The sequence below is a fragment of the Pseudomonas sp. SLFW genome (assembly GCF_009905615.1).
Taxonomy (GTDB): Bacteria; Pseudomonadota; Gammaproteobacteria; order Pseudomonadales; family Pseudomonadaceae; genus Aquipseudomonas; species Aquipseudomonas bambusae.
The window spans coordinates 23169-40584 of record NZ_JAAAKW010000027.1 but is presented as its reverse complement, the minus strand read 5'-3'; the positions used below and the strand labels follow the sequence as shown (position 1 = coordinate 40584).

The 17416-nt window shown below is 63.1% G+C and carries 13 protein-coding genes; 5 read left to right on the top strand and 8 right to left on the bottom strand.

What is annotated here, in order from left to right; genetic code table 11:
- The first annotated feature begins 48 nt into the window (after positions 1 to 48).
- The 3 genes from GVN17_RS26905 (at position 49) to GVN17_RS26895 (ending at position 2842) form a co-directional block, all read left to right on the top strand.
- Positions 49 to 723 carry a DUF1028 domain-containing protein gene (locus tag GVN17_RS26905; protein ID WP_166598329.1) on the top strand — a complete coding sequence of 225 codons (675 nt, stop codon included), beginning with the start codon at positions 49 to 51 and terminating at the stop codon, positions 721 to 723.
- A gap of 27 nt (positions 724 to 750) precedes the next feature.
- On the top strand, positions 751 to 1899 hold the full coding sequence (gene argE / locus GVN17_RS26900) for an acetylornithine deacetylase (protein ID WP_166598328.1): 1149 nt from the start codon (positions 751 to 753) through the stop codon (positions 1897 to 1899).
- 70 nt (positions 1900 to 1969) lie between these two features.
- The gene (locus GVN17_RS26895) at positions 1970 to 2842 is read left to right on the top strand and encodes an NAD(P)-dependent oxidoreductase (RefSeq protein WP_166598327.1); all 873 of its coding nucleotides are present in this window, start codon (positions 1970 to 1972) and stop codon (positions 2840 to 2842) included.
- 350 nt (positions 2843 to 3192) lie between these two features.
- Here the strand turns inward: GVN17_RS26895 and GVN17_RS26890 are convergent, their stop codons facing one another.
- The 6 genes from GVN17_RS26890 to yghX all read right to left on the bottom strand — a co-directional run bounded on the left by GVN17_RS26890 (position 3193) and on the right by yghX (position 13781).
- Positions 3193 to 4038 (bottom strand): hypothetical protein, encoded by an 846-nt coding sequence (locus GVN17_RS26890; RefSeq protein WP_166598326.1) that lies wholly within the window; start codon positions 4036 to 4038, stop codon positions 3193 to 3195.
- A gap of 19 nt (positions 4039 to 4057) precedes the next feature.
- A complete protein-coding gene (locus GVN17_RS26885) occupies positions 4058 to 6025 on the bottom strand; it encodes a tetratricopeptide repeat protein (protein ID WP_166598325.1) in 1968 nt (655 codons plus the stop codon).
- Positions 6022 to 8142, bottom strand: coding sequence for a glycosyl transferase family protein (locus GVN17_RS26880; protein WP_166598324.1), 2121 nt, complete (start codon positions 8140 to 8142; stop codon positions 6022 to 6024). Before GVN17_RS26880 ends, GVN17_RS26885 begins: the two co-directional genes overlap by 4 nt.
- A gap of 12 nt (positions 8143 to 8154) precedes the next feature.
- Positions 8155 to 10362 carry a cellulose biosynthesis cyclic di-GMP-binding regulatory protein BcsB gene (locus tag GVN17_RS26875; RefSeq protein ID WP_166598323.1) on the bottom strand — a complete coding sequence of 736 codons (2208 nt, stop codon included), beginning with the start codon at positions 10360 to 10362 and terminating at the stop codon, positions 8155 to 8157.
- Between the two features lie 179 nt (positions 10363 to 10541).
- A complete protein-coding gene (gene wecB, locus GVN17_RS26870; RefSeq protein WP_166598322.1) occupies positions 10542 to 11774 on the bottom strand; it encodes a non-hydrolyzing UDP-N-acetylglucosamine 2-epimerase in 1233 nt (410 codons plus the stop codon).
- Between the two features lie 1119 nt (positions 11775 to 12893).
- Positions 12894 to 13781, bottom strand: a complete 888-nt coding sequence (yghX, locus tag GVN17_RS26865; RefSeq protein WP_166598321.1) for a YghX family hydrolase — start codon at positions 13779 to 13781, stop codon at positions 12894 to 12896.
- A gap of 378 nt (positions 13782 to 14159) precedes the next feature.
- Here yghX and GVN17_RS26860 point away from each other — a divergent pair, with 378 nt between their 5' ends.
- Positions 14160 to 14471, top strand: a complete 312-nt coding sequence (locus tag GVN17_RS26860; protein WP_166598320.1) for a hypothetical protein — start codon at positions 14160 to 14162, stop codon at positions 14469 to 14471.
- Positions 14472 to 14564: 93 nt separating this feature from the next.
- Here GVN17_RS26860 and GVN17_RS26855 read toward each other — a convergent pair whose 3' ends face one another.
- A complete protein-coding gene (locus GVN17_RS26855) occupies positions 14565 to 15449 on the bottom strand; it encodes a LysR family transcriptional regulator (RefSeq protein WP_166598319.1) in 885 nt (294 codons plus the stop codon).
- Positions 15450 to 15562: 113 nt separating this feature from the next.
- Here GVN17_RS26855 and argC point away from each other — a divergent pair, with 113 nt between their 5' ends.
- Positions 15563 to 16486, top strand: coding sequence for an N-acetyl-gamma-glutamyl-phosphate reductase (gene argC / locus GVN17_RS26850; protein WP_166598318.1), 924 nt, complete (start codon positions 15563 to 15565; stop codon positions 16484 to 16486).
- Between the two features lie 6 nt (positions 16487 to 16492).
- Here argC and GVN17_RS26845 read toward each other — a convergent pair whose 3' ends face one another.
- Positions 16493 to 17395 (bottom strand): LysR substrate-binding domain-containing protein, encoded by a 903-nt coding sequence (locus tag GVN17_RS26845; protein WP_166598317.1) that lies wholly within the window; start codon positions 17393 to 17395, stop codon positions 16493 to 16495.
- Positions 17396 to 17416 lie beyond the last annotated feature (21 nt).

Genomic DNA, 17416 nt, shown 5'->3' with positions numbered 1-17416 from the left:
CTTCGGAGCAGTGAATGGCAGGTCAGGACGAAACAGGATGAACACACCATGACGTTTTCCATCGTTGGCCGTTGCGCCGACACCGGCCAATTGGGCATCGCCATCAGCTCGTCGAGCATTGCCGTGGGCGCCCGTTGTCCGTGGCTGCGACCCGGCGTGGGCGCCGTGTCGACCCAGAACATCACCCTCCCGGCCCTTGGCGCGCTCACACTCGATCAGATGGAAAATGGCCTGTCCTCTGAGCAGGCCGTGGCGCAGGCGCTGAGCCTTGATGATTACCGCCAGTTTCGTCAGCTCACGGCCATCGACCACCTCGGTCGAACCGCGCATTTCAGCGGCAGCGAAACCCTCGGCACGCACCATGCGTTATCGGGGGAACAGTGCGTCGGCGCGGGCAATATGCTCGCGGACCGAGCGGTGATCGAAGCGCTGGTTCACGCTTTTGAAACCCATGACGGCCTGCTCGCCGACCGGCTGATCGCCGCAATGCAAGCGGCCGTTGCAGCCGGGGGTGAAGCCGGTCCGGTGCATTCGGCGGCGCTGGTGGTGGTCGGTGATCACAGCTGGCCCATCGTCGATCTGCGCGTCGATTGGGCAGAGGAAGACCCCATCGGCACACTGGCAAACCTGTGGAGCGATTACCGCCCGCAGATGCAGGATTACCTGGCCCGCGCCCTCGACCCGACCAAGGCCCCCCGTTATGGTGTGCCGGGCGATGAATGATGCGTCAATGAACCGAGGGTGCACAGCATGAACAGCCGGGACCTGTTGGCCGCGCTGGTGGGGTTCGACACCACCAGCCGCGAATCGAACCTGCATTTGATCGAGTTCGTGCGGGACTATCTGGCCGGGTTCGACGTGCCCTGCGAGCTGATTTACAACGCGTCGCGCAGCAAGGCCAATCTGTTCGCGACGATTGGCCCTGCGGACCTGCCCGGTATTGTGCTGTCGGGGCACACCGACGTGGTGCCGGTGGACGGCCAGCCGTGGACCGTGGCGCCGTTCGAACTCAGCGAGCATGACGGCAAGCTGTTCGGGCGCGGCACGGCGGACATGAAAGGCTACATCGCTTGCGTGCTGGCGGCCGTGCCCGGTTTGCTGGCCGCGCCGCTGAAAATGCCGGTGCACATCGCGCTGTCCTATGACGAAGAAGTCGGCTGTCTCGGCGTGCGTTCGTTGCTGGAGGAGCTGGAGCAACGCCCAGTCAAGCCGCTGCTGTGCATCATCGGCGAACCCACCGAACTCAAGCCGGTGTTGGGCCACAAAGGCAAACTGGCCATGCGCTGCGACGTGCACGGCGCGGCCTGTCACTCGGCTTACGCACCTCAGGGCGTGAACGCCATCGAATACGCCGCCGAACTGATCGGCGAATTGGGCCGCATCGGCTCGACGTTGCGCGCTCCAGAACTGCACGACGGACGCTTCGATCCGCCGTTCACCACGGTGCAGACGGGCGTGATCAGCGGCGGCAAGGCGTTGAACATCGTGCCCGCCGATTGCCGCTTCGATTTCGAAGTGCGCGCCCTGCCCGCCCATGACCCGCTCGACGTCGCGCAGCAGTTGCAGGACTACGCCAAGGATCAGGTGCTGCCGCGCATGCAGGCGGTGCATCCGGACAGCGACATTCGGTTCACCGAGCTGTCGGCGTACCCCGGTCTGGCGACAGACGCGAAGGGTCAGGCCGCGCAGTTGATCGCGCAATTCTGCGGTTCGGACGCGTTCACCACGGTGGCGTTCGGCACCGAGGGCGGGTTGTTCGACGCCATCGGCATCCCCACCGTCGTGTGCGGGCCGGGCAGCATGGATCAGGGGCATAAGCCGGACGAGTTCGTCAGCGTGGCGCAACTGGCGGCGTGCGACGCGATGCTGCGGCGGATCACCGCGACGTTGCAGGGCTGATCGCGTGCGTTGACCGGTCGAGGTGCTAGAGTGCGTGGCCTGCGGGCATCACTTTCTGGAGGCACTTCGGATGAAAATCGGTTTCTTGGGACTGGGCAACATGGGTCAGGCCATCGCGGCCAATCTGTTGAAGGGTGGCCACGAATTGGTGGTCTGGAACCGCTCGCCGAAGGCCACTGAGCCGTTGGTGGCGCTGGGCGCCAAAGCCGCGACAGAACCGGCGCAGGCGTTCGCCGTCGACGTGGCGTTCAGCATCTTCGCCGACGACAAGGCGTTGCGGTCGGTGTTGCTGGATTCAGGGCTGCTGCAACAGCTCAAAGGGCCGCTGATCCACGTCAACATGGCGACCATTTCGGTGGAATTCGCCGATGAGCTGGCTGCACTGCACAAGGCTCAGGGTGTGGATTACATTGCGGCGCCGGTGTTGGGTCGGCCAAACGTGGCAGCGGCGGCGCAACTCAATATCCTGGCCGCAGGGCCTGAACAGGCGATTGCCAAGGTTCAGCCGCTGTTCGATTTGATCGGTCGTAAAACCTGGCCGCTTGGGGAGAAAGCCTCGGCGGCGAACGCGATGAAACTGGCGGCCAACTTCATGATTGTTTCGGCAGTGCAGGCAGTCAGCGAAGCGGCGGTGCTGGTGACACGGCATGGTCTGGCGTCGAAGGACTTCGTCGACCTGATTTCCAACACCATCTTCCCCGGCCCGGTGTATGCGGGGTATGGCGGGTTGATCGGTGAGCGTCGATATGAGCCGGCAGCGTTCAAGGCGGTGTTGGGGCTGAAGGATGTCGATCTGGTGTTGGCGGCGGCTCAGCAGGTGTCGGTTGAGATGCCGACCGCCGAGCGGGTCCGCGCCAATTTGCAGGACGCAGTGGATCACGGTCAGGGTGAAATGGACCTGGCGGTGTTGGCTGAGGTGGAAGAGCGGCGTAATCCGCGTTGATGGGATTGCGGTGGGTGTGAAATGTCACAGCGATTCTGATTCTGGCCGAAGGCCGTAGGAGCTGCCGGGGTGGCGCTCCACCTTGCCTGCGATCTGCCGCACCGGCAGTGGAATCAACGCATGCGGTGTGTCTGGCGAAGCCGAGGGAGTCTGATTTTGCTGCCGCTTCGCGACAGATCGCGAGCAAGCTTGCTCCTACGGCCTCCGGCCAGAATCAAAAGCGTGAGCCGTGCCTCAATCCGCTTTTGCCGAAGGCGTGGGAGCCAGCCCGCTCGCGATCGGCCCGGGGTCGCGCCCGACCGAAGCGGCAGCAAACCCTGAATACGCGGTGCCTCCGACAAAACGCCCGCTTACCTCGCCAACCCCTTCACCACGTCCGGAGGGACGTAATGCGGGCCGTCGAACAGGTAGAGCGGGTAGCCCCGGTACGCAGCGAGTTGCGGCCTGAGTTCATCGACGGTCGCCGGTCGGAACCCTCCGCCCACTTGCGGGCGGAAGGCTTCGACGATGATTTTCACCCGCTGTTTCCCGAGTTTTTGGCGCAAGGCGTCGGCATAGGTTCGGGCCACGGGCGCAGTGCGGGCGTAAACGCCGACGCCATCTTGAAAGAAGACACCGATGTCGTCCGGCAGCCAGGTCTTGAGCCAGTCAGCCGTCGCCTTGGGTCCGATGTTGGCGCCGTCGTAGACGCTGATCCATAACGGCCTCGGCAAACGGGCCAGCAGCGCGGGCAGTTCCTTGGCGCGGCTCCAGCTGGGGTCGACTTCCGCCGGAAAATACCAGCCCGTCACGTTCAGCGGCGTCTTCACCTTGGCCAGCCGTTCGGACAATGTCGCCAGCTCCTCAATGTTGTCCCGCGAACGGTTTTCGCTGAAGAACCCGGCCAACCCGACGATCGCGTCCTGCGCCCAGGGCTCCTTGCCGATGCGCGCCCAGTCCGGCAACACCGGCACTTCAGGCAGGCCGGAACCGAGCACGAACGCCTGCCCGTCCACTGCCGTCCACTGCACCAGTAATTCGCGCACGCCGAGTTTTTGCCAGTCACCCTGAATCCCTACCGTGGCGTTGTCCGGCTGCCAGACGATGCCCACGATGTTGGGGCGCATGTCTTGCCCCAGTTCGTAGAGCGCATCGATGGCCACGCCCAGCACGCCGATCAACAGCGCGGCGAGGGAAGTCTTCAGCAGGCGTGACATGGCAGATCCTTACAAAACGTCACCACGAATAGGTCATGCGGGCAAAGACGCCTTGCGCGCTGTCATCCCCGAAAATCTTCTCCCGGTACTGCACGGAGAAGTCGATGTAAGACTGCGGCGCCTTGTGTTTGGTTTCGCGGAACCAGTAGCGCACCCCGATACCGACACCCGCGCCCCCCGCGTTGTCGGAAGACGTTTTGTTGCGGCCGAGGGCATCAACCGAACTGTGCATTTTCGAGTCGTAATCCGCCGCAAGGACGACGTGCGGGAAGATCACCAGACGCGGGCTGACCCGGTCCAGGCGAATGCTGCGCCCCAGTTGCCACTCACTGTTGAAGTAATTGCGCTTGTCCCGCAGGTAGCGTCCGCCTTCGGCGTAGAACTGCGAGGTCCACCAGCTCGGCACATCGACTCGCAGGTCCGTGCCGATGCTCGAACCGTAGCCCAGACGCACCAGCCAGTCGCCGCTGACATTGCTGCCCGCCAACGGGAAGGTGCGTTCGAACGCGGCCATCACGTTGTATTCGGTGAACGGTTTGACGCGAATCCCGACCGCGCCTTGCAAGGCATCCAGGCCCTTATCGTTTCCGCTTTCCTTGTTCCACAACGTGTCGGTCACGCGACCGTACAGCTCGACGAAGCGCGCATCGCGATAGCCTTCAGGACGCCAGAAAATTTCGGTGCTGTTCTGCACACTGTCGTTGCTGCTGCTCGGTGCGCCGCTCAAACCATTGGAGGTGCTGGCGCCGCGATAGGTCGTGGTGTTGGTCACGCCCCAGACGCGAGACAGGTCGGACACCGCGCGCCGGGTGTCGAACACCTGTTGATCCGGCATCTGCAGATCGCCGGTCTCCTGATAATCCAGCACACGCTTGAAATAGGCGATGGCTTGCACGTCGTCCGGTGCACGCATGGCGCTGTAAGCGGCGTCCTGGGTTTCCTTGGGGCTCAGGCCCTTGGTGCGGTCCACGCGTTTGAATTCCGCCAGCGCGCCGCGATCATCCCCCGCCTGACTCAGAAAGTAGGCAATCTGCACTTCGTCGCCACGCTTCAGCTCGCCCTTGGCCCGCGCCTGTTGCATGCGCGCCAAGGCCTCTTTCGGTTGACCCAGCGCCGCATACAGCGACGCCTGATCACGCAACGGCAAGGTGCCGACGGCCAGCGCCTGGCTGAAATCCTGCTGCGCGCCGCGCTTGTCCCCCAAACGCATGCGCATCTGCCCGCGCTGGGCCAGCAGCGGCGCGTCGTTGCCTTTGAGGGCCAGTGCTTCGGTGGCGGCTGAACGGGCTGCCGCGTATTGCTCCTGAGCGATCAACGCGCTGACCAGCAGGCGTCGGTAGGCGATTTCCTGCGGGTACTGGCGCACCACGTCGCGGGCGTAGCTGACGGCGGCATCGTTGTCGCCACGGGCCAGCGAGGCGTACCCCGCTGCGGCGATGTTGACTGCCCGTTGTTCGTGCAGCGCCTCTCGACGACGGGTCAGTTGCGGCGAGTCCCCCAGCACGGCCACGGCGTCGTTGATGGCGGCTTCGGCCCCGTCCAGGTTTTGCTGACGTTGCAGGGCTTCGATCAGCATCATCCGGTAGTCCGGGTTCTTCGGCGACTCGGCGATGGCTTTTCGGGCGAAATCTGCTGCCCGGTTGTAATCGCCGTTGGCGTAGGCCCGCAACGAGCGGTCGCCGTTCTGAAAGCCCTTCTTGTTGCCGGGGTAACGCTCGGGGTGATCGCGACGATCCTTGTCCCGCTCCGCCAGCAGAATCAGTTTGCGCAAGCGGTCAACATCGGCGCGCTGACGCAAGGCTTCCTGGGCCTTGGCGATGGCCAGGTCGTAATCCTTGTCGTTGTAGGCGGCGTAGGCCTGATTGGCGATCTCGAATGCCGGGCCGGTCAGGGCCAGCGGCAGGATCTGCGGTTGCGTGGTCGAGTTGAACTCGGCGTGGCACAGCGCAGGCAGGACGCTCAGGCCCAGAAAAAGTCGAAGTCTCATGAGGGCTGCTCCGTTGAGGCGTCCGGTGAGGAATGGCGGTGTTGCCGGGCCACGGCCTGCTCGATGGTTTCCCGCGACAGCACGCCGGTGTCGACGAGGTAATCGCCGATGCGGCCATGCACGTGAGGGCGGTACTGCAACATGGCGCGGTTGAAGGTCTGCCGGTCCAGCAGGCCTTGCTCGATCAGCAGGTCGCCCAGCAGCGGCGTGGCCGATGGCAACGGCTGACCCGCCACCACGTCGAGACGGCGCAATTGCTCGACGATCTCGCTTTCCCGGGCAATCAGCTGCACGGGTTCAGCGCCCATCTGTTCGGTGATCTGCTGCACGCCTTCGTCCGACAGCGGGCTGGCCACGGCGACTTCAGGGCGGCCGTCAATGTCCAGCGCCAAAGGCACAACGCGCCAGCGCAGGCAGAACTCATCCGCCAGCGCCGACTGCGGTTGCACTTTGGCCGCGAGGTCAAACACCCGTGGCAGGTCGTTCTGGAAAGCGATGGCTTCGGCGAGGGTTTCGTCGTCGAGCCAGCCGTGGCTGAGCAGAATGCGGCCCAGCGGCATTTGCCGGGTCTGTTGTTCGTCCAGCGCGCTTTGCAGGTTTTCGTCGTTGATCGCCTGCCACGACAGCAACACGCTGCCGAGTTTGCGCGGCGCACGGGCGACCAAATCGGTGGAGGGGAAATCGTGCATGGTCTTGTCCCAGACCAGTTTACGATTGAGCACCTTGCCCACCAAAAACAGACGCCAGGCCCGGGCGGCGGCCATGAAGTTGACGAAGTTGCCCACCACCATGCGCGGCATCGACAGCAGGCCGTGCTGCCAGCCGTAAATGATGGTGGTGAAGTAACAGCGGTGCGCCATGCGCCACAGCAGCGCAATGCCGTTGGCTGCCAGCAGGAAACCGACGAAACCGTTGGTCTCGAACGGCGTCGGGAAGCTGGTGTTCCACAGCCCGCTGGCGCGCAGCACGATCAGCGCCAGCAATTGCGCGAGGATCAGGTAAGCGATGATGCTGACGAACGACGTGACGATGCCTTTGCGGTCGCGAAACAGCAGATAGCGGTTGGCCAACGAGCCGCTCCAGCCCATCTGTTCCCAGCCTTGCAGGCCGATCCCCAATGTCCAGCGGGCTTTCTGCCGGAACGCGGTGCGGAAGGTGTCGGGGAAGAACTCCCGCACGCAGAGCGGCATTTCCAGCGTCGATTCGTACGGTTCACGGAACCACGATTTGCGCAGCACCCGGTACTGCACCGGGAAGCGCACGAAGATTGCGCTCATGCCGTAACGGGCCAGTCGCGCCCCCACGTCGTAGTCTTCGGTGAGGCTGTCGGTGTTGAACGGCTGGTTGGTGTTTTCGTCCGCCAGCACTTGCAGGGCGCGGCGCGAGAAACAGGTGCCGACGCCCGCCGAGGGCACGCTGTCGGTCATACTTTCGCGCACCACGAGGTCCTTGCCGTGCCACTCGGCGAACTCGTCCATGTAGGTGCCCGCGACCCACTCGTACCAGTTGCGCTCCAGCGACACCACCGGCAATTGGATCATGTCCTTGCGCGGCAACAGGTAATTGAACAGGCGCATTTCCAGCGGGTGCAGCACGTCTTCGCTGTCGTGCAACACCACCCCGGCAAAGTTCACGCCGTGGGTCTTTTCGTAAAGAAAGATCGCCTGAATCACCCAGTTCAGACAGTCCGCCTTGCAGGTCGGACCCGCGTGGGGCACTTCCACCCGGTGCAGCTGTTTGTAGCGACGGCGCATGCGCTCGACTTCGTCGATGGTGCGCTGATCGTTGACGTAGGTGCCGACGAAGACCACGTAGTTCTGGTAGTCCAGCGTCGAGACCATGTTCTCGATCATCGGCGCGATGACGTCGTATTCCAGCCACGCGGGGACCATGATCGCCAGCGGCTGCTCGTCGCGGGCGATCAACTGTTCAGGGGTCAACGGACGGTAGCGCCGCTCGGCCGTGAACTTGCGGTAAACGCGCCGCGCCCAGTACCACAGGTCGATGAACAGATCGTCCAGACTGGAAATCAGGATGATCGCCGCGACCACGATGGTCGCGACTTCCAGCGCGCTGTAGTAATGGGCCAGCCAGTAGGGCCAATAAAGCGAGGTCATCGCGGCTCCCGTTTACTGGCGATTGCGACGGGCGCGGTGGCCGGCCAGCAACAACAGAAGGAAGGCGATCACGGCCGCAGGAATCAGCCACAAGGCCGACGGTTTACGCCAGGCGTCGAAGCCTTTCGGTTCTTCGTCGTCGATCATCTGGCTGCCGGTCGGGTCCTTCGCGTCGAAGGTGGTCAGCGGGCCGTTGTCACCCAGCACCGTGACGTTGCCGCGCTCCAGGAGGACCGGGCGAGCGAAGTTAGGCGCCTGTCCGCCGAGGGTGCGGTAGATCATGCCGTGCTGACTGCCGGAATCGACCACTTGCAGGGCGGCCAGGTGATTGAGGGTTTTCAGGTCCAGCAGGGTTTGTTCCTTCTGGTTGATCAGCAGGTGGCCTTCGCCGTTGACCTGCACCGACTCCGTGCTGTCTTTGACCGGCACCTCGAAAGCGAGGAACGATTTGTCCGGCGACAGCGCGGCCTTGGCGTCGCCGCTGACCTCGAAGCCGGCACGCAACGGCGACACACCGCTGGCGCTGGCGATGCGGATCACCTGCGGCAGGCTGGCCGCCGGGCGGTCGAGGTAGCTTTGCGGGACCACGACTTGAGCACCCGCCGCGAAGCGCGCGGCCATGCCGGAGAAGTCGCTGTCCAGCGGCGCCTTGTCCAGGGTGATGTGGCTGCTCGGCAGGACCGCAACCGGGAACGCTTGCGGCGTTTCACGGCACAGGTCGCTGACCGGCTGACGCTGGAACGACACGCGCAGAATGTTCTGCGAACCCAAGGCATAACGCGGAATGCGTGCTTCGATGCGTTCTTTCTGGCCATCCGCATCGAGCTGTTTGGCGCCGATCAAATAGTCGTTGAGGAACAGGCTGGCAATCGGTGGCGTGCCGGAAGCGCCGGGGGCAGCGGACACGTCCACCGCCGCACTGACCGGCACGCGCCCGTCGTAGGCCACGCTGCCCAGCGGAAAGCTCGCGCTCCAGTCGGTCTTGGCCAGCACATCGACGCTGCCGGGCTTGCCGCCCAGTCGGCTCAGCGCCACGCGACCGTCTTCGCTCAGCGGCATGTTGGCTTCTTCGCCGACGGTCAATTGGCGAGTGCGGGCGAGTTTGTTCCAGGCGGCGCTGAACAGGCCGATGGCTTTTCCAGCGGCGTCCTGATTGATCAGCAGCAGCGGGTGCGCGCCGAGCATGGCCAGACGCACGTTGTCGGTGCCCGAGGCCAGCGCGCCGTTGACGTGACGGTCGCGCCATTGCGTAAAGGCGCTGCCCGCCGAAGCGTCGAGGCGTTGAATCTGCGCCTGCAAGGCGTCCAGCGATTCGGTCACCGCCTTGAGCAACTGAGGGTCGTTGATGGCCAGGTCGGCATTGAGCGCCGGGGTCTGGCCCAACACCAACAGCGCGCCGATCTGCGCCGGGTCGTCGAGGGTGTGCAGGCCCTTGCCGTCGAGGCTGGCGAAGGCCGGGATCTGTTTGAGTTCGGTGGGAATGTTCAGGTCGCCCAGGTCGATGCTGTCCTTGACCGAAGGAAACGACACGATGCGCGCCTGCTTGCCGATGCGTTCCAGCGCCACGCCGAGACGCCAGGCGGCGTCGTAGCTGGCACTGGACAACGCACCCGGCGCAACCAGAATCCCCGGTTTGCCCGGCAGCGCATTCCACGCGGCGCCGACGTCTTGCAACTGGCTGGCGTCGAAGCTGTAGCTCAAACGGCTGTGGGGATCGATGCGCAGCACGTTGCCGATGGCGCGCTCGTCTTCGCATTGCACGCGGGAAATGATCGACGACCACGCCACGCCCAGACGCACCGAGCCGCTGTCCCGGGGTGACTTGTCGACCCCGATCGTGGCGCTGGCGTCGCCCTCCCCTTCGTTCAGCCCGAGGGCCCGCACCGGGTAACCGTCCAGGGACAGCAGCAGCGTGTTGCGCCCGGATTCGCCGTTCAGGTAGCTCGCGTCGAAATGCAGCGTGGCGTCGGTCAGCGGCACGTCGGCGGGCACGGGGAGGTACAGCTCCCGACGAGCGTCCGTGGCGTTGAGGATGATCGGGCGGTCGATGCCCAAGTCCTTCAGGTCAATGACCCGCTGCTGACGGGTATCAGCCGCCAGACGGCTGATGGCCTGGCTCAACGGGCTCTCGGCGGCGAAGGCAGGCGCGACGGCCAGCAGGCTCATGCTGCAGGCAAGGGCACTGAGCGCCCCCGAGTGAACGGTAACGGAAGACTTCATTCAGGCAGATCTCGGTCAAAAATCGGACGAAACACGGGAGACCGGCGAACGGAAGCCGCGGCTGACAGTGTCAGCCGTGACAGGGTCGCGGGGCTCGCGGCACGGTTTTTTCTTTTGGGGCGTTCTACGCCGGAAACCGAACGCCAAGGCGGGCGTTCAGCAGGCGACTGACGCTGTCGCTAATGCAGACTGGACACCGAACGCAGATGAGGCTGCGGGCGCTGCGCCTCGACGGATTCGGATCGCCGGGCGGGCGTCTCCACCACGAATTCGTCCACCGGCCGGCCCATCAGCGCATCGACGATGCGCGAGCACGCCTTGCCATCGCCATAGGGGTTGGCCGATTGCGACGCCATGCGCCACAGGTGTTCATCGTCATACAGCGCGCACACGCCACGCACGATGGTGTCGGGGTCAGTGCCCACCAGCCGCACTGTACCGGCGGCCACGGCTTCCGGGCGTTCGGTCACGTCGCGCATCACCAACACGGGCTTGCCTAGGGACGGCGCTTCTTCCTGCACGCCGCCAGAGTCGGTCAGCACCACATGGGCCAGCTGCATCAGGCGCACAAAGGACAGGTAGTCCAGCGGTTTGATCAGGTGCACATTGGGCAGATCGCCCAGATGATCGGTCACCGGCCCTAACACGTTCGGGTTCAGATGCACCGGGTAGACGATCTGAATATCGTTGCGGCTGGCCAGCGTGCGCAGCGCCTTGCAGATATCAAGGAAGCCGTCACCGAAGTTCTCGCGACGATGCCCGGTCACCAACAGCAACTTGCGACTGGCGTCGAGAAAGCTGAATTGACGGTCGAGGGCGACGCGCAACTGCCGGTTGCTGTCGATGCGTTCGGCAGTCATTTTCAGCGCGTCGATCACGGTGTTGCCCGTGACGAACGACGTGCCCTGCAACCGCTCGCCCAACACGTTACGGCGAGACTGGGCCGTGGGGGTAAACAGGTGATCGGAAATCAGATCGATGCTGCGGCGGTTCATCTCTTCCGGCCACGGCTGATGAATATCACCGGTGCGCAGACCCGCTTCAATGTGCGCCACCGGAATCCGCCGGTGAAACGCCGACATCGCCGCAACCATCGCCGAGGTGGTATCACCATGCACCAGCACCTTGTCAGGCCGGGCGGCGTCGAGGACCGGGTCAATGGCCGCGTATAGCGCGGCGGTCAGGGTGTTCAGCGTCTGCCCTGGCGTCATCACGTCGAGGGTGTAATCGGCCTTGAGCTCGAACATGTCCAGCACCTGCTGCAGCATGCTTTGATGCTGGCCGGTGATGCAGATCTGCGAATCGATGCCAGGTTCGGCAGCCAGCGCCTTGACCAGCGGGGCCATCTTGATGGCCTCCGGGCGTGTGCCAAAAATCGACAGCACTTTGAGTTTGGGGTGAGCTCGAGCCATTCGTATTCCTCCCGCGCATTTGCATGCGCCGCACGGCAGCGTACTTGCAGCGAAAGTGCTCAAGTCGCTCGAAAGTTTTAGTAATGGTCGGACGGCGGTAATCGGAAATTCAATTCGATGTTCACTTCACTGTGAAACTGGAGCAGTCCTTAGTGCCCGAAACAGGACAGATTATTAGCAGATAAAAAACACATTGCAAAAGGTTTTATAACGCTTTTAACAACTTACGCAACGATTAAACTTTTATCGAAAAGGAGGGTCAATGAAAGGTTTGGCATTGCGCCATCACCCGTACAACGGGGGCTTCAGGACAGAGAAGAGTGTGCGCCAGTCCACACTTGAATGTAAAGCGTTGAACTTATTGGACATTAACAGTGTCGCGGGCGACGCGTCCCGTACTGCCTGTTAGTTACAGTTCAATGTAGCAGTGATTACCGAACAGGGATCCAAAGACAGACGACCGGCTCCGGCAAGTTTCAAATTGTTGACGCCACGGAAGTGACATAGAAATTGTATACATGGTTTCCAGAGCACTTGGCGACACGTTGCGCAGGATACACGGAACAGCCGTGGAAGTGTTGTTTTGTGATGAGCGGAAGTTTGAAGAACATATCAGTCAGAACCCCCTCGGTCGCAGGCCACACGGCAGCCCTCATTGTGGGCGGCATTCCGAAGAAAAATGGATCTGGCGGCGGAGATGTGGCGGCTGTACCGGCCATTCGCGAATGAATTCGCTCCCACAGGCGAATCGAGGTGTGTCAGAAAAACCTGCGCACCCGCGAAGAGCGTTAGCTCCAGCCAGCAAAGCTTTTCTCACACGATGGATCAGACGCCGCAGAACGCGACTTGGGTGCAGGCCGAACGCAGGCGGCGCGGAGTGGGCCGAGCGGCATGGATGCCGCGAGAGCGCCGCAAGGACATGGATGTCCGTTCGGCGCGGGCCCACGGAGCGTCGCCGGAGTGAGGGAACCCTGACGAAGTCAGGGCCAAACCAGGAGCAGGCGTTTTTGGTTACTTTTGTCGCTCTTACAAAAGTGACCCGCTGTAAGAGCGGAACCGATATCAGCAACACCACCGCGAATGGATATTCACCAGATCCAGATCCAGATCCAGATCCCGTTACACCAAATACTTGTTAAACCACGCCACCGTCCGATCCCACGCCAGCTTCGCCGCCGCCTCGTCATACCGAGGCGTCGAATCATTGTGAAAGCCATGATTCGCACCCTTGTAAATGTGGGCCTCATACGTCTTCCCCGCCGCCTTCAACGCCTGCTCATACGCCGGCCAGCCATCCGTAATCGGCTTATCCAACTCCGCGTAATGCAACAACAGCGGCGCCTTGATCCGACTCACCTCCTCCGCCTTCGGCTGCCGCCCGTAAAACGGCACTGCCGCCGACAACTCCGGATACGCCACCGCCGCCGCGTTCGCCACCCCACCGCCGTAACAGAACCCGGTGATCCCCACCTTGCCCGTCGTCGCGTGATGCCCCATCAACCACTCGATCCCCGCGAAGAAATCATTCATCAGCTTTTCCGGATCGACCTTCAATTGCAGGTCGCGGCCCATGTCATCGTTGCCGGGATAGCCACCCACCGACGACAACCCGTCCGGTGCCAGCGCTACGAAACCCGCCTTCGCGACCCGCCGCGCCACATCCTCGATATACGGGTTCAAGCCTCGGTTTTCATGCACCACCAACACCGCTGGCACCTTGGCCGACGCCTTCGCCGGTCGTACCAGATAGGCCCGCACCTGGCCATTGCCCTTGGGCGACGGATAGGTGATGTACTCGGCCACGATGTCGGGGTCGGTGAACGCCACCTGCTCGGCGAGCGCGTAATGGGGGGTCAACGAAGCAAGGATGGACGTGGCGGTCAGGCCGCCCAGCGTGAAGACCGCCGCGCGGTCGAGAAACTCACGGCGATTGATTTTGCCGTGGACGTAGAAGTCATACAGCTCCAGCAACTCGGGGGCGAAATCCTTGGCAGTGAGACGGGTCATCTGTGCACTTCCTCAGCAATGGTCGAATAGCCACCGAACCTGAACCCACCGGCGCGACGGCGCTGCAATGAGCGCTCATTAAAGCAGCGTTTCAGACGCTTTGCTGCTCCACGAATCGGCCTGTCAGCAGAGGTTCAGCAGCGCCGATCCGAACGATCACAATTACTGGCAACGTGCTAGTAGCCGTTTCAGAAATGAGAACAGCGTCACGCTATTGGATCCCTTCAATGTTGCGAAGCCCTCTCAATGCCCCTATCGTCTCTGCCTCGACAGCTGCCGGAGCGCTGAACCCTGTCGGTTTTCAACAAAATCAAGAACAACACGGTAGATATTTCAGGTGCGCCCGTGCCTGAACTTTATTTGGGATGGAGAGTGAAAATGACTACATGGAAATTGCGCGCCGTGATGATCGCGGGGATGAGTGTGCTGTTGTCGGCGTGCGGTTCTGCGCAGGTCAACATGACCGAAGTGCAAACGGCCACGGCCAAGACCCTGGGTCTGGCGTCCTCGGATGAAATCACCGTCACCAACATTCAGTACGCCAAGCAGAACGCCCTCGGCGGACAAAAACTGACTTACGACGCCACCACCGCGCGCGGCCGCAAGTTCGCCTGCAGCGCGTTCGTGATTCCGGGGCTGACCCCTCTGGACAAGGCCGCGTGGAACGACGGCGAATGCCACCCACGCTAACACCCGCTGACGCGCGTCTCTATGCGTAACAGCACCAGGCGGTGGCGATGACCTGTTCAGGCATCGTCGCCGACACACCCTCCCGCAGCACCGCTACCACGCCTGCAACCCCCACAACACCTCCAGCACATGCCCGGTCGAACGCTCGACCTCCCCGGCCCGGTGCGCGATCCCTAATTCCCGCGACAACGGCGGTTGCAACGGGCGCATGACAACGCGACTGTCCGGCAACGGCGTGGACGCTTCGTGGGGCAGCAACGTCGCGCCGTAACCTGCCGCCACCAGGCTCTTGATCGCGTCGTTGTAATTGAGCTGGATGCGCGGCGTCGGCTGCGGTCCTTCATTGGCGAACCACTCCCCCACCTGACGCGAAAGCCGGGTCGAGGGGTCGTTGAGAATCAGCGCCTGCCCGGCCAGCCACGACGGCGTGATCACCTCGGGACTGTCCCATCGCGCGGGCAAAAACGCCATCACCGGGTCCCGCCGCCACGGCGTGATGCGCAGGCCTTTGACGGGCGGTTGCGGTAAGGCGATCACGCCGATGTCGAGGCTGCCATCGACGAGTTTTTGCAGGGTCTGCTGCGACGTCAGCACGGCGACTTGCACATCGATACCGCCATGGCGCTGGCCGAGTGTTTCCAGCGCCTGAGGGATCAACTGCGCGATCACCCCGGTGGACGCCCCCAGTCGTACGCGGCCCGCCAGCCCCAATACCTGACGTTCCACGTCTTCAAGCGCCTGTTCGGCATCGGCCAGCAGACGCCGGGAGCGCTCGATCAGGGTTTCACCGATGGCCGACGGCTGCACCTTGCCTCGGGTGCGCGACAGCAATGCGCCGCCCACCCGCGCTTCCAGATCGGCGATGTGCAGGCTGACCGTCGGCGGGGCCAGGTTCAACACCCGCGCCGCTTCGGCAAACGAGCCGTGATCGGCAATCGCCACTAGCGTGCGCAAACGGTCGAGACTGATTTCGCGCATGGCGCATTTTTCCTTCAGAAAAGCTGACGATCAGCGTCATAAAATTCAACTTTTCCTATCCTACGCCCTGCCCGAAGATGATTGCCATCGACAGCATTCAACGAGACATCGACATGACCCTTCCTGTGGTTTTCATCGACGGCGACCAAGGCACCACCGGCTTGCAGATTCATCAGCGGCTACAGGGGCGCGCCGATCTGACTCTGGTCACTTTGCCTGCCGAGCAGCGCAAGCATCCGCAAAGCCGCCTGGCCGCGATCAACGCCTGTGACATCGCCATTCTGTGCCTGCCGGACGACGCCGCCCGCGCTGCCGCTGCCAGCATCGAGAACCCCAACGTCCGGGTGATCGACGCCAGCTCCGCGCACCGCACCGACCCGGAGTGGGTGTATGGCTTTGCACAGATCAGCGCGGAGCAACAGGCCGCCATCGCCACGGCCAAGCGGGTGAGCAATCCGGGTTGCTACCCCACCGGCGCGGTAGGCCTGTTACGGCCGCTGCTGGACGCGGGTCTGGTGCCACGCGACTACCCGATCACCATCAACGCGGTGTCGGGGTATTCTGGCAAAGGCCGCGCCGGGGTCGATGAGTTCGAAGGGCCCGACGCGGTCCAAGCCACGCCCTTCCAGATTTACGGACTGGGCCTGGCGCACAAACACGTGCCGGAGATTCAGCAGTACAGCGGATTGTCCGAGCGGCCCGTGTTCATTCCAGCCTATGGCTCGTTTCGCCAGGGCATCGTGCTGACCATCGCCCTGCAAGTGCGTTTGTTGCCGCCGGGCGTGGATGGCGCGGCGCTTCACGCGTGCCTCGCGCAGCATTACGCAGGCAGCGGGTTTGTCGAGGTGATAGGCATGGACGAGGCGAAAGCGCTGTCGGGGCTGGACCCTCGTGTGCTGAACGACACCGACTCATTGCGCCTGATGGTCTTCGAAAACGCCGGGCACGTGATGCTGGCGGCGGTCTTCGACAATTTGGGCAAAGGGGCGGCCGGGGCGGCGGTGCAGAACCTCGACCTGATGCTCACCGGGGCCTGACGTTCCCTACCCCAATTCGGCCTTCAGCCACGCCACCAACAGGCTCGCCTCCTCACGGCGCGCCTGACCGTGACGGTGGTAGACCGACAGCGCGTTGTCCAGGTGCACGCTCTGGGTGAACGGCGCGATCAGGGCGCCGCTGTCGAGCATGCGCTGTGACGTGCGTCGCCAACCCATCGCCAGGCCATGCCCTTCGACCGCCGCATGCAGCATCAGCGAGTAGCTGTCGAACGCCAGCCCCCTCGCCTGTCGCGGCACGTCAACGCCGAACGTCGCCAGCCAGGTGTCCCATTCCAGTTGATAGACCGGCTGCGCATCGTGGTGCAGCAGCGTGTGGCCGTGCAGATCGTCGAGGGCGATGGGCAGCGTTCGCCCGTTCGCATAGGCGGGGCTGCACACGGGAAAGACTTCATCAGCGGCCGTGAACAGCAACGGGTGCAGGCCGTGGTCGCGGTTGCTGCTCTGCATCGCCACGTCGAAGTAGCCCTGAAAGTCGGTCAGTGGATTGGCCCAGGTGACCATCTTCAGTTCGATTTCCGGGTACTGCTGATGGAAATTCGACAGCCTCGGCATCAGCCAGTGAAACGCCTCGCAGGGCTGACACAGCAACACCACTTCATTCTTCCCCGCCACCCCGCGCAGTCGGTCCGAGGTGCTGGCGACGTCGCGCAATGCATTACCCAACGTGAGGTTGAGCTCGCGTCCCGCATCGGTCAGAAACACGGCCCGGTTGCGGCGCTGAAACAGGGCGATGCCGAGGTCATCTTCCAACGCCCGAATCTGCCGACTGACCGCCGCCTGCGTGAGGTTAAGCTCCTCGGCAGCACGGGAAAAACTCAACAGCCGAGCGGCCGCCTCGAAGGGCAACAGACTGGCCAGCGGCGGGAGGGATTTGCCGAGCTTATTCATAATTTCAGGTAATACATCGCG

Excerpts from the sequence above, each read along its gene's own strand:
- GVN17_RS26905 (WP_166598329.1), top strand. The coding sequence starts at position 49 with ATGACGTTTTCCATCGTTGGCCGTTGCGCCGACACCGGCCAATTGGGC.
- argE (WP_166598328.1), top strand. The coding sequence starts at position 751 with ATGAACAGCCGGGACCTGTTGGCCGCGCTGGTGGGGTTCGACACCACC.
- GVN17_RS26895 (WP_166598327.1), top strand. The coding sequence starts at position 1,970 with ATGAAAATCGGTTTCTTGGGACTGGGCAACATGGGTCAGGCCATCGCG.
- GVN17_RS26890 (WP_166598326.1), bottom strand. The coding sequence starts at position 4,038 with ATGTCACGCCTGCTGAAGACTTCCCTCGCCGCGCTGTTGATCGGCGTG.
- GVN17_RS26885 (WP_166598325.1), bottom strand. The coding sequence starts at position 6,025 with ATGAGACTTCGACTTTTTCTGGGCCTGAGCGTCCTGCCTGCGCTGTGC.
- GVN17_RS26880 (WP_166598324.1), bottom strand. The coding sequence starts at position 8,142 with ATGACCTCGCTTTATTGGCCCTACTGGCTGGCCCATTACTACAGCGCG.
- GVN17_RS26875 (WP_166598323.1), bottom strand. The coding sequence starts at position 10,362 with ATGAAGTCTTCCGTTACCGTTCACTCGGGGGCGCTCAGTGCCCTTGCC.
- wecB (WP_166598322.1), bottom strand. The coding sequence starts at position 11,774 with ATGGCTCGAGCTCACCCCAAACTCAAAGTGCTGTCGATTTTTGGCACA.
- yghX (WP_166598321.1), bottom strand. The coding sequence starts at position 13,781 with ATGACCCGTCTCACTGCCAAGGATTTCGCCCCCGAGTTGCTGGAGCTG.
- GVN17_RS26860 (WP_166598320.1), top strand. The coding sequence starts at position 14,160 with ATGACTACATGGAAATTGCGCGCCGTGATGATCGCGGGGATGAGTGTG.
- GVN17_RS26855 (WP_166598319.1), bottom strand. The coding sequence starts at position 15,449 with ATGCGCGAAATCAGTCTCGACCGTTTGCGCACGCTAGTGGCGATTGCC.
- argC (WP_166598318.1), top strand. The coding sequence starts at position 15,563 with ATGACCCTTCCTGTGGTTTTCATCGACGGCGACCAAGGCACCACCGGC.
- GVN17_RS26845 (WP_166598317.1), bottom strand. The coding sequence starts at position 17,395 with ATGAATAAGCTCGGCAAATCCCTCCCGCCGCTGGCCAGTCTGTTGCCC.